Raw genomic sequence first — 12,061 nt, 5'->3', positions numbered from 1 at the left:
AAAGGTATTCGGGCATTTCAAAATTGAAATGCAGCCCCCTAACCCACAAAGCGGGAATGCTTACTCAGATGGGGTATTTAGTTGAACGTTGTTAGTTGAAGGTTGCTGGAAAATCCTTTAGGCTAATGTTCAAGGGTTTGCAGGTACGTCATGCTGGACTTGTTTCAGCATCGCACTAGCAGCTCATTTTCTAGCTTCTAAAATCAAGAAAATTTTTAACTTCAATTATGCTTTTCTAAGTCTCTTTTTACTTGAGAAAGTTTATTATTTATATTAGAATGATTAAAATATCTGTCATAGACTAATTTTAAACCAAAAATATTTAATAAAGGACTTAATATTACAAAACATAATTTCAATAATGGTTGGTTATCAAAATTCATAACTTTTTTTATTGTATTGTCTAAATCATTATTTGTATTAAAATAAAAAATTATAAATATTGAAATAGGAAAAGACAATAATATTAACATAATAAAAATGCTTTGACGTTTCCATTTTTTCATCTTATTATTTACCATTTTCTCAATCAGAATGTTATTTCTATTTTGAAGAGCTTCTATCTTTGAGTTCTTAGAATTATCCTCACCCTCAATTATCTTTTTTGATTCAAATAGTTCATCAGACCTTTTTGACAATTCCTTAATAACTCCTTCAAATCTACTAGCTATCTGTTCTTCAAGTAATTTCTGCTTATTTGCTTCTATAGTCAAACGCTTAACAAATCCCTCCTTTTCATCTTTGACCAAATCATTTAATTCTTTAATATCCTTTAATTGATTATTTGTTATTCTTGTTGCAATCCTAATAATATCTGAATCACTTAATTCTTCAGATGCATATTTATGAATATTATCATCTAACTCCTTTATAATTTTAGCTTTGGGTAAATTCTTATTTAATGTTATGCTAATCGAAGAAGTAAGACCTATATCCGCTAAATCATCTAAATTAATTTTAAGCTTAGTTTGCGGATTACTTAACCACAATATATTAAGTAAATCATCAGCATTAATCAACTCAGGTTGATAACCGTCTCTTTCCAAAAAAAGAGCATCATTTTTACTTGTGTTATTATTTACAAACCAGCAATTAACCTTTTCAAACTCCTTGATCTTACCTTTTCTAACTTTACGCACATAGTGTATTGCTGTTGCATCATGCAATGCCGAAATTGAATTACTTCTAATCTCTTTTAATCGCTTATATTCTTCTGAAAATTTAGCTTCATTCTTTGTTTTTACATCATTTATAATTGCTATTCCTAAATTATTAATCAAAACTTCAAGGTTATCTGATATTCTTTCAAGATCATTCTTTTTTAATTTTTTTCTATAACAAGCATTATAAATATCTTCTTTAAAAACACTTTTATATAAAAAATTTGAATCAAAATTTTTAGCTTTCTGATCTAATAAATTTTTAGTTTCTTCAATTGTATCCTTTAGAATACGTATTTTATAATTTTGCTTTTTGGCTAATTCTATTAGCGTATTACATGTATGATGTGATTCAGGCGTATTCAAATCCAAAAGACCTATAATAAAATTGGTATCAAATAGCAATTCAATATTTATATTCGTCTCATTTGGATTATAGAGTATATATCCTGATATAATTGAACCTATGTATATATCCTTTATTTGACTGTATAATTCAGGGATTTTCCTAAAAAACCTAATAAACTGAGCTTCTGCTGTATAATCGTCTACATTAGTATTATTTATTTCACTTGAAAAATATTTTGAAAGCTCAAACTTGTTTTTTTCTATAAAACTAAAAATTGTAGAAGTACTGGATGTCTCAATATCTGATGATTCACAAAATTTCTTAAACAAAATTTCGATACGATCTATTTCTTCCTGTTTCTGTTTAATTGTTTCCTCGTGATCATAAAAAGTATACTCAGATATACTAAACGATCCATCTTGAAAGAGAACAAATGACTCTTTTTCCGATGATACGTTCACTTCATTTGCTATTTGCTCAAGGATACCTCGAAGGACAGGAATTGGTATATCAATATCAAAAATTTCATCAAATTCTTTCTTTATTTCAATTATACTTTCACCTTGATAAATACCTCTGTGATTCATAATAGAAATAGCCCTTTTAACAAGAGGTTTAAATATATCCAGAGGACCTTTTATAAGTGTACCTGAGTTACGAATATAAGCTAATAGACTATAAGCTATAGCTCTATCTTTATCTTTGTTCATTAATGATTTTTGTTGTTTTACAAACAAATATAAATAATCAAAGATTTAAAACAATTACCGAGCAAAAAAAACAAACTGTTTTGTATAAATATCTCATATCTCAAGAAAGATTTTACACCTGCATACCGTCTCTAGTCTTGATACAATTTACCTGCGATAAACCACTTGACATGACGGCTAGGTCAGGTCATTCTGAACTAAATTCAGGGAAGCCGGTTTTACCCATTAAGAATTCAAATAACACCTTTACCATTAGATTTAGCATTTAATCTCAAGTATTGAGTAAATCACTCAACCTAAAAGCTCTGTAAATTAAGAAGTTACTCATTCCCTCATTTTCAAATAACATCCCTACTCATCTATAGTTAATCTGTAAGGGGTATTTTACGGAATACCCCTTTTGGGGTAGGTATTACGGTTTTGTATGAAATACTTTTACAAAGCACTTAAGAAATGGATATCCATTATACTAGCTAAAATTTCTTAAAACTAATCAGAGGAAACTGAAAATCTGTAAATAGAGTAGGTATCAAATAAAAAAAATACAATTATGTCAACATTTAAAGTAAACATTCCGGCAGGTCCTATTTGGAATCAAGAGGATGCCAATGTAAAAGCACCTAAAGTAGCTGCTGCCCATGAAGGAAAATGGACAGGGCAATGGAACACTGTTGTAGATAGTCAAATGAGTGTTATAGAGGTTGAATTACCTGTAAAACAAGACGGATCTAACAGCTATAAAACGACCGTTATTGCAGGTCCGTTATGGAGTAACGAGGAAGCTCAACAAGTAGGTCCGGCTATTGCTGCCTCTTACGGAGCTACTTTTACTGGGCAATGGAATACCATTGTTGAAGGTAAAATGAGTGTTATTGAAATTGAGTACAAATTTTAATGTACCATACCAGACTATCGGGGAGTACGCTCCCTGATAGTTATTATTCATATCTACTTAAAACCCACTAATTATGTCAACAGAATTAAACATACCTTTTTATGTTGAAGGCGCTATATACCCTTCAAACAGCACCCCTTCGGTTAAAGATATTATAGCCGGTGCACAAAAATCTGGTTTTACTACCGCTATTTTAGGATTGTACCATATAGGAAGACCCGAGGTACCCGGACAAAGTTACGGGGATATTGTTTTTAACAATACTCTTATTATTACCAATGGTGAATATGTAGGTGATAAAACTTGGCCAGAAATGGTGAACTCCATGCCTGCTGGTGATCTTACTACCGTTTGTGCTTCTATAGGCGGCGGCGGTGTGAAAGATTACGCTACCCTAATGAACATTTACAATACTAACGGAAATTCTTTTTCTGGTACGGCTTTAGAGAAAAATTTTACGGTTTTTAAAGAGGTGTTTCCAACCATTAGCATAATTGATATGGACTGTGAAGAAACCTATGATGAGCCTTCTTTTGTAGCATTTTGTCAAATGCTTATTGGTATTGGATTTAAAATTACGTTTTGCCCATATACCTATGAAAGCTTTTGGGTAAAATCGTTACAAGCACTTGAAACATCACATCCGGGGGCTGTGCTGTGGTGGAATTTACAATGCTATGATGGCGGTGGGAATAATAATCCGGCAGACTGGCAGCATTATATTACGCAAGGAATCCCCGGTTTTAATACAGATAAATTTATTATAGCCGGAGATTGGACAAATCGTACCCCACAACAAGTAACCGAACATTTAAGTGCCTTTAAAGGAGAAACCTGCATTGGCGGTGGGTTCATCTGGACACTAGATGCTATTATAAATGCTTATCCTAACGATATACTAGCAGGTATGCAGGCTTATGTAAATGCTATTAAAGAAGCTTTTGAAATTTCTGTTTCTGCGTAAACAATTTAAGGTTGATGGTTGTTATCACACTGAAAAAACCTCACTATTAAACAAATAACACATATATTGATTACTCATTTAAATGATCCCCTAAAATAAATTTAGTGTGACGGCAACCTTGAGCCTTGATTTTTGAACCATCAACTCTCAACTAAACATCTACTCCCTTCCCAACTTTAACACAATGTGTTTCACCCGCTCTGAGCTAATACCTTCTTGGTCGGCAATGACCTCGTATTTACAATACACACACAAGTCTTCTGGTAGTGCGTGGAAGCTTTCAAAAATTCTGATATCTCTTAACCAGTTAGGAGAGACTACTCCTAGTAAGGTAAGTTCTTTAATAGTTTTAGATCGGTGTTTTAACTTGGTATATAACATGTTTACCATTTGTTTTTTGGGCAATGGTAGCCCGAACTCCTAACCGCCGTACTTAACGGACATTTGCAAACGCCACAGTAATGGCCTTGTATTTCGCCCAATTGGGCATCGGGTAATATGGCAGCATGTTTGCCATATTTAGCATCGGGACAAGCGGCGCAGATGGTAGCCCTTTCTGATGCCTGAGCTAATGCAACCGCACCACTACCCTGAAAGTAATTGCTCCACCCTTCTATAATAGCTCTTATATTGTTTTTCATTCTTTATTAATTCAAGGTTTAACGTTTAAGTTGCTAGTTGTCGGTTGACTGTTACAACGTCATTCTGAACATGTTTCAGAATCGCACTAGTAGCTACAGCCCCCTAACCCCCAAAGGGAGAATAAGAACAAAGAAAACTCCCTGTTCTCGATACAAATTTCTAACGAAATTCACTCGAACCGACGGGGTTTTCTAACAACCAGTAACCATCAACTTTAAACTAATTACTTCATCTGAGTACGCATTCCCCCTTTGGGGTTAGGGGCTATATATTAGCCCCACCAACTACCTGAGCGTATGAACTTTGCCCGATATTAATATCTTCAACCGTTACTACAGGTCGGGGTAAATTTTGGTTGGCTTGGGCTACACTTTCGCCAATGCTTCCTGCCAGCGCATCATAATCTATTTGTACCCCTTGCGCACCTGCACCTACCGAAGCGTTCCGAAGTACTTGTCCGCCTGCTGCCAAATACGACGAAGTACCCGACAATGAAACACCACCGTACCGCTGGTTGATACTACTTAACAACGGTGCCACAGCAGCAGAAGCCCTGCGGCTTAGTACAAACATTTTTTCGCCCTGTTCAGCTTCAAAACGGGTACCGTCTTCCCCATAAAATTTAGTCCCTCCACTACTGTGACGTCTACCGCCAATATCAAACACAGCACCTTGTTCTGCCTTTGGGGTTTTTACCGAAGTTATTTTTTTAACCGCTGCCACACCACTTGCCAAGGTAACCCCAGTAGCTGCAACTTTTGAAATGGTATTTAAAGGTTCAGGCATAGAAGACGGAGCCTTCCATACTTCAGATATCCCCTGATAAGTATTAATGGTTGCCTGTGCAATTCCAGCTGCTTTACCGGCTGCCGTATTTTCCCCTAAAAGCGTGGTTACATTACCCAATGTTTCTTTAGCCAAATCTAATTTTGCGTTATACTCCTCAGCATCTATACCCTTTATAATCTTACTATGCTCAGCACTGTTTTTTTCACTAATCTTATCATACTGCTGCTTAGTCAACTCTCCTTTTTCATAACGCTTTTCTAATTCCGCTTGCTCCTGAAAATACCGTTCATTTTCAACTAAACGTTTTTGATCATATTCATTGGTTTCCATAGCAAGGCTGGTCTCGTACTCGGCCTTATGTTTGGCTGCTGCATCGGCTTTTTCCTTTTCTTTATCAGCCTCTTTTTGTTCCTCATAACTATTTGCCAGTTCCTTTCTATCTTCCTCGTACTCGTTATCTAAAGCTATTTTGTCTATTTGAAATTGTTTATAAGAAATGAGGCCATCCTTCATCTGTTGCTCTAAAGCTACCGTCTGCATGGTGTGAATATCTTTTAAACGCTTTTCTTCTTCGGCTACCAACTCTTCTGTAAGTTGGGTTTCACTATCTATTTTAGACTGATTTTGAGCAATGAATAAATCAATATTATCTTGTGTGTTTTTAATTGTGGCATCTACAATATTTTTGTCATGCTCATTTTTAAGATTCTCAATCTCTGTATTGTATTTCGTTTGGGAAATCTTACCTATAGCCAGTTCCTTTTTTAAGATATTAGTACGCTTTGCTGATACGGTATTCTCATACACAATCGTTTCATCTAACGTTTTACGTTTGCTTCCTTCCTTGGCTTCATACAATTCAAGTTCCTCTTTGTCTGCTTTAATAATAGCTTCTTTAGCTTTTTGTAGTTGTTTACGTTCACTTTTAGAAATTTCCTTAAGCTTATTCGACTTTGTCTCTTCAAGGTCATTTCCTTTTCTAGTCAAATTATTTTCTTCAACTTTTAATTGATTCAATTCATTTTGAGCTTCTCTACTCGTACCATTAACCTTTATTTCAAGCTCTTTTTTCTCCTTTTTTAATTGTAGGAGACTTTTCTCTTCGGCTACTAGTTTTTGAGATAACTCATAGGCTTTTTCGGCTGCGGCTTTTCGTTCAGACTCGGTTTTATTAACATCTTCTGCAATCTTTTTTTGTTCATTAATCTGATGGGTTAATTTATCTCTTGTTAAGATCATGTCGTTCTGTTTCTCTTCCAGAGCAACAGTCAAATCATTTATTTTAGCCTGATTATTTGCCGCGTCAGTTATTGTTTTTCCGTACTCTTTATACTTATCAACAACAGCCTTCCCTCTTTCTACAGTTCTATTTATAGCATCGGTAATTTCTTGCTGTCTTACTTTTATTCGATCTTGAATTTCTGTAACTTCCTCCTGATCTCCTGTAAACTTATTCCATAAAAGACGCATCGAATCTACACCATTTAAAAAACTATTTTTAAGAATGGTAAAATTATCTTTAAACTGACCAAATGCTCCCTTAGCAATATTGACGATGTTAGAAGCTAAATCCTGTATAACCAGTATAATCCCTTTAAAGGCTCCTTGTAACGGAGCCAATACTTTATTAAAAGCATCCGTAAACTGTTGCGATGTTTGCAAAGCAGAAGCCAGCATTCCCAGAGCTGCAATAAGAACTCCTATCCCAGTAGAAATAAGCGCTATTTTAAATCGTTTCAATCCTGCCGATGTGTTTTTTGAGGCTTTTACCGCATCCTTTTGTTTTTCTGCATATTTTTTTAAACCATCTGCAGACAATGATAATTTGGTAGTAACCCCCGGAATAAGCGCTATTTCTTTTTCTAAAGACTCGTTAAATTCATTAGAAACCGATACTGTAGAGCGTATAGCATCTGCTAAACTTTCCTCCTTCTCCTTTTTCTCATCTAAAGCAGTACCTGTTTCTTTTAAATTATCAGTTTGAGCCTCTAGCTTTGTATTGGTGTCTTCTATAGCGGTTGCCAGGTTCTGCTCTTCATTCACAAACACCTGATACCTCTTAATAAGATTTGTTACCTCTACGTTCATGATTACCATACCTCCTGTTGCCGAATCAACTGCAGAAGCTTGTGTTTGCAATGCATTATTATAAGCCATAAGTAACTGTACCGAAGTTTTATAACTAGACACCTCTAAAATGATGGTATTATTAAGCTTCAATAGGGCATTATGAAGATTGGCATATTGCTGATTTAAAAGTACCAACTCTTGTTTCATTACTGAAAACCGTTCTGTACTATACTGTGCCTGTGCCGCCAATTGTACCAACATAGAATTATATTGGGCTATGGTTTGCGCCCCATTGGCGAGTTCTAATTTTAGGGCTTCGGCATCTGCTCTAAGTAATTTCAAATTCTTTTCGGCCTCCGTTGCCTTTGCCAATAATTTGTTTACGTCTATATCTAGACTTAGTAGTTTTACCTGATCCATGGTTTAAGTGGTTGATGTATCGACAGAAAATGCAAATACCTCTAAACGTAGATTTTGCTGGGTAGAATTCCCTTCCCTTAGAAATACTTTTATGATTTCGCCCGCAGTCCAAACAACCGGACTATATGTAAAGTTTGCAGAATTTGCAACACCGTTATAACACAATTGTACCATTACTTTACGGTTGGTTAAAGCTACCGAACTTGAAATAGTAATTACATTGGCTCCAGATTGTGCGTCTATAGTTGCACTAGACACTATACCACTACCCCCCGAATAGGCAGATATACTGGTTTCGTTATGATTACTGCTAATGTTGAACCAACCTGTACTACCCCATAAAGGTGGTACATTTGCCGATGCGGCAAACATGTCTTCTAAGGTGGTAGATCCACTATAGACTAGTGTGTTCAAGGTATCATCCTTTAGGTTAAAATACGACTCGCGCATCTCTATGAGTACCTCGCGTACCATAGCTGCAAGAATCTCTTTATTGTTGTTGTCGTAAATATTATTATGTATTAACGACTCTATTTCATCGCGTGTTTTTAATGCCATTTTATGTGTTGTTTAGTGTAGAAATATTAGTGGTTAGAAAGCTTCTGTTTATTCAAGGTTCAACGTTTAATGTTACTTACTCTGATGAACGAACCACGCATTATGTGAGCTACCAGTGAGATTCTGAAACGAGTTCAGAATGACGAGTTTTGTAATTCAAAATTTAGAATCATAAAGGGGGTTAGGGGACTACGAACTAAAATCAGCGCTAAAATCATCACTAAACTGACTTAGGCGCTCGGTACTTCTTACCCGTATGAGTTCTGCTTTGGTAAAACCTTCACCTGTGTAATTGCTTATTTTATTGATGTAAAACAAACTTCCCAATTGTTTTATATACACCAGTTTAAAGAAATCTAATTGATTGATGTCACTTACATTAATCAGTAGGTTTACCGTGTATTTTTGTCCGTAATTAAGCATATTCCCAAATGCTGCATAACGTTCTGGAATAATGAAATTCCAATCCAACTCTGTAAAAGTGGCATAAGGCAACTCTCTGTTGATACTATAGTAATTATCGGCATCTGATTGTTTATACTTTAAAATTCCTTCCGACTTTTGTACTCGAATTAAAAACGATTTCAACTTTACCTTTTTCACCTCTTTTAGTGTACCATCGTCTTCATACTCTTTTTGGTATAGAGGGATAGACCGTAGTCGGTAATCGTTATACAAAGTAGTGGTGCTGGCAGGTGCATTGTAAATTCGCTGAATCAGTTCCTTCTCAGCATCCAACGTATCGTCATCTACCTTAATACGACCATTCGCAAAAGTAGCATTGCTATCGGTATACTGATACAAAAACACATTACTCTTAGCATAACTACCTAGTTGTGTGTCTAATGACACCACACTATGCAGCTTATCGGACCAATCTACATAGATCTCTTGAGGCGCCACTGTATACCCACTATAATATGCCATGGGCGATAACAACTCTTCTACCGAAATAAACTCATACACCGTGCCTTTACGTCTGCATAGTAACCCAAATTGCCACATAATATCTTTAATAAACTCCTTCTGACTAATGTCATCAAAATAGGAACTGAAGTTAACCGCTACCGTCATATTATCTGTATACAAATCGAGATTTATTGTATAAGTATACAGAATCTCATGCTCTTTAGAAGTGGCTACAATTTTAAGAAACAACTCATCTCCTTCTTTCAGGTATAAACGTTCCGATAATGATAAATCTGATACATCATCTGTTACTCCCTCAATTACCGTAAGCAGGTTGATGCCATTTTTTTCTACATACATAGAAAGACCTTCCGTAAAACTATTATACAGTTGCCCTGTAATGTTTAATTTATAAAAACCATCTTCCTTAATACGAATACGCGATCGGTTGTATTGTTGCGAATTTGCTACCCGATGCACCCCTTTAGAATCAATTTCGGTGGTAAACTTAAGGTAATCGGTCACATCGCCATCTAACTTTTGTACCACTACCCTCACCCCAAATATATTTACATAGGTAAGTTGTGAGCGCTCTACCGTACCCGATCTGTATAACTGTAAGATGTGCTCCTCGGCATTACTATCCAAATCATTACTAAACCCTTCATTAATGGTAATAGCCAGCTCATCCCATTCTGCCGTAATAAACGGATTAAATGGGTTGTCTACAGCTGGTACTCTTCCCTTGTATTCATAGGTAAATCCGGCCTCCTGAAAAATACGGTTCCACAACGATTTTACATACATGGCAGGCACGGTATAATTCCATTCTACCACACCGTTATCTAGTTTACCATAATCTGCAATCGGGTAAATATATCCTTCTGTATTATCAAACGAACTTAAAAACGTCTCCTGTTTTAGTGTATGGTTATACATTGCCAAATTAAGGTTGGCCAATTTTTTATCAGCTACCGTATCAAACAAGTTCACTACATCGCTATACACATACAAGTTATACGAATTGGTCGTTTGTTTTAAATATCCCGTTCCGTCTAACACTGTTGGGAGTCCATCTCTATAGATACTCACCTTGTGCAAACGGTAAGGTACCAACGAGGTAGTTCCTGGTATCGCGTGTCCGCCAAAAATTTTACGATTACGTTCCGTTTTAGGCAGCTTAAACGTATTGGTGTAACTGGTTTGCCTATCTACAATATCAAAAAAATCATTAACCTGTTTGCTCTCCGATATCTTGGTAGAGTCATCTATATCTAGTCGTTGCTCATCAAAAAATACTTCCACCTGCATAGGTCTGTGTATATTGCATAGGCATGGTAATTACCGGCCTGAACTCTGTTTTACGTAAACGTGTATTATTAACCATATACGAACCCTGTGCTATTTCTACCTCTTTCCAGTCGGTTAAACTAAACGCCTGCTCGGGGTTATTGTGATAATAATATACTTTGGGCGAACTAAACAAGGTTGCCACCACCCTTTTCTCCTCCTCCGATAAAAATCCGGAACTTATTTTGAGACTTACCTCAGCTTCTTTTCCAGTAGAAAACGTTCCGCTTTGTGCTTCTTCCAGGTTGTAAAAATCGTTGTTGATGGTATTAAGTGTTTTGGTTTTTAAGGTTTCCTCATAGTAGGGTTTAAAACGCCAGTACGACCATCCGCCCGAGGCATTTAACCACTTCAGGTACACTCCACAGTTCACTTCTTTTTTAGTTACAAACAACGTACCTACCAACCCTGCCGTAGTAGTAGTTAATTCTATTTGATTGATTCCATAGTACAACGGAAAAACCGCTTCAAATCCCTGCGTACTTTCTCCGCTCGATAAAAAGAGTCGATTTACCCCTTTTAATACATTAATGGTTAACGTAGTACCATTAGCCACATGCGTTAAGGTCACCTCTTGGGCTGCATTGGCGTATATTGAAACATCAAAAGGTTGTCCTTCAAAATAGGTTATATATTTAGCTGAATCGGTACTGGGCGTCAGCAGTTGTAAGGTCTCATCTACTGTATACAGCGGATGTATTTGTTGCTGTACCGACTTTAGAAAAGCATAAGTTCTGGTATTGGTAAAAGTATCTCCGTTATATAGAATAACTTTTAGATTGATCTCCTGTTCTAGATACAGATTAGCATCGGGGAACACATAGTTACTTGCAACATCTACCACAACGGTATCTGCAAACGCATTCTGATTAAAAAGTAAGGTAATCACCTCTTTTAGGTTGATATAAAACACGCCTTCATTAGGTGATAATTCAAAGGTATAATCGCCCACAGTTACCAAGGCCCTGGCGGCCGTACCCGTATCGGGACCAAACTCCAAAATGGCATTGTTATATGCCGGAAGGATGGTACCCTGTGGTTCTTTATAAATGGTTATTGCCATGGTTTTTTCTGTAAATCCCAAATGGGGAATTATTATTTTGAATGATGAATTTTGAATTCCTTCAAAACTGAACGTAATCGTTATTCCGAATTCAGTTCAGAATCAAACTAGTAGCTTACATACTACTTGACTTACTCAGATGAGACCCTGAACAAATCTCACGGGTTACGGCGCTCCCAATT

The 12,061-nt window shown here is 36.1% G+C and carries 9 protein-coding genes; 2 read left to right on the top strand and 7 right to left on the bottom strand.

What is annotated here, in order from left to right:
* Positions 1 to 221 precede the first annotated feature (221 nt).
* Entirely contained in the window at positions 222 to 2,219 is a 1,998-nt protein-coding gene (locus NBRC110019_RS10645; protein ID WP_281754713.1) for a hypothetical protein, read from the bottom strand.
* A 550-nt stretch (positions 2,220 to 2,769) separates the two neighbouring features.
* Between NBRC110019_RS10645 and NBRC110019_RS10640 the strand changes: the two genes are divergently transcribed.
* Positions 2,770 to 3,114 (top strand): mannan-binding lectin, encoded by a 345-nt coding sequence (locus tag NBRC110019_RS10640; protein WP_281754711.1) that lies wholly within the window; start codon positions 2,770 to 2,772, stop codon positions 3,112 to 3,114.
* A gap of 73 nt (positions 3,115 to 3,187) precedes the next feature.
* Positions 3,188 to 4,078: a hypothetical protein gene (locus tag NBRC110019_RS10635; protein ID WP_281754709.1), complete on the top strand. Its 891-nt coding sequence runs from the start codon at positions 3,188 to 3,190 to the stop codon at positions 4,076 to 4,078.
* A gap of 159 nt (positions 4,079 to 4,237) precedes the next feature.
* On the opposite strand, the gene NBRC110019_RS10630 is transcribed toward NBRC110019_RS10635, so the two are convergent.
* The 6 genes from NBRC110019_RS10630 to NBRC110019_RS10605 all read right to left on the bottom strand — a co-directional run bounded on the left by NBRC110019_RS10630 (position 4,238) and on the right by NBRC110019_RS10605 (position 11,879).
* Positions 4,238 to 4,459, bottom strand: coding sequence for a hypothetical protein (locus NBRC110019_RS10630; protein ID WP_281754707.1), 222 nt, complete (start codon positions 4,457 to 4,459; stop codon positions 4,238 to 4,240).
* Positions 4,460 to 4,461: 2 nt separating this feature from the next.
* Positions 4,462 to 4,719 carry a hypothetical protein gene (locus NBRC110019_RS10625; RefSeq protein WP_281754705.1) on the bottom strand — a complete coding sequence of 86 codons (258 nt, stop codon included), beginning with the start codon at positions 4,717 to 4,719 and terminating at the stop codon, positions 4,462 to 4,464.
* A 265-nt stretch (positions 4,720 to 4,984) separates the two neighbouring features.
* Positions 4,985 to 7,999: a coiled-coil domain-containing protein gene (locus NBRC110019_RS10620; RefSeq protein WP_281754703.1), complete on the bottom strand. Its 3,015-nt coding sequence runs from the start codon at positions 7,997 to 7,999 to the stop codon at positions 4,985 to 4,987.
* 3 nt (positions 8,000 to 8,002) lie between these two features.
* Positions 8,003 to 8,557: a hypothetical protein gene (locus tag NBRC110019_RS10615; protein ID WP_281754701.1), complete on the bottom strand. Its 555-nt coding sequence runs from the start codon at positions 8,555 to 8,557 to the stop codon at positions 8,003 to 8,005.
* A gap of 189 nt (positions 8,558 to 8,746) precedes the next feature.
* Positions 8,747 to 10,777 carry a hypothetical protein gene (locus NBRC110019_RS10610; protein ID WP_281754699.1) on the bottom strand — a complete coding sequence of 677 codons (2,031 nt, stop codon included), beginning with the start codon at positions 10,775 to 10,777 and terminating at the stop codon, positions 8,747 to 8,749.
* Positions 10,755 to 11,879 (bottom strand): hypothetical protein, encoded by a 1,125-nt coding sequence (locus NBRC110019_RS10605; protein ID WP_281754697.1) that lies wholly within the window; start codon positions 11,877 to 11,879, stop codon positions 10,755 to 10,757. Before NBRC110019_RS10605 ends, NBRC110019_RS10610 begins: the two co-directional genes overlap by 23 nt.
* Positions 11,880 to 12,061: the final 182 nt, after the last annotated feature.

This window comes from Neptunitalea chrysea (assembly GCF_027924145.1).
In the GTDB taxonomy this organism is placed as follows: domain Bacteria; phylum Bacteroidota; class Bacteroidia; order Flavobacteriales; family Flavobacteriaceae; genus Neptunitalea; species Neptunitalea chrysea.
This window is presented reverse-complemented; position numbering and strand designations above follow the sequence as displayed.

What these genes read in the sequence shown, in the direction of transcription:
- NBRC110019_RS10645 (WP_281754713.1), bottom strand. Translation starts at nt 2,219, where the DNA reads ATGAACAAAGATAAAGATAGAGCTATAGCTTATAGTCTATTAGCTTAT.
- NBRC110019_RS10640 (WP_281754711.1), top strand. Translation starts at nt 2,770, where the DNA reads ATGTCAACATTTAAAGTAAACATTCCGGCAGGTCCTATTTGGAATCAA.
- NBRC110019_RS10635 (WP_281754709.1), top strand. Translation starts at nt 3,188, where the DNA reads ATGTCAACAGAATTAAACATACCTTTTTATGTTGAAGGCGCTATATAC.
- NBRC110019_RS10630 (WP_281754707.1), bottom strand. Translation starts at nt 4,459, where the DNA reads ATGTTATATACCAAGTTAAAACACCGATCTAAAACTATTAAAGAACTT.
- NBRC110019_RS10625 (WP_281754705.1), bottom strand. Translation starts at nt 4,719, where the DNA reads ATGAAAAACAATATAAGAGCTATTATAGAAGGGTGGAGCAATTACTTT.
- NBRC110019_RS10620 (WP_281754703.1), bottom strand. Translation starts at nt 7,999, where the DNA reads ATGGATCAGGTAAAACTACTAAGTCTAGATATAGACGTAAACAAATTA.
- NBRC110019_RS10615 (WP_281754701.1), bottom strand. Translation starts at nt 8,557, where the DNA reads ATGGCATTAAAAACACGCGATGAAATAGAGTCGTTAATACATAATAAT.
- NBRC110019_RS10610 (WP_281754699.1), bottom strand. Translation starts at nt 10,777, where the DNA reads ATGCAGGTGGAAGTATTTTTTGATGAGCAACGACTAGATATAGATGAC.
- NBRC110019_RS10605 (WP_281754697.1), bottom strand. Translation starts at nt 11,879, where the DNA reads ATGGCAATAACCATTTATAAAGAACCACAGGGTACCATCCTTCCGGCA.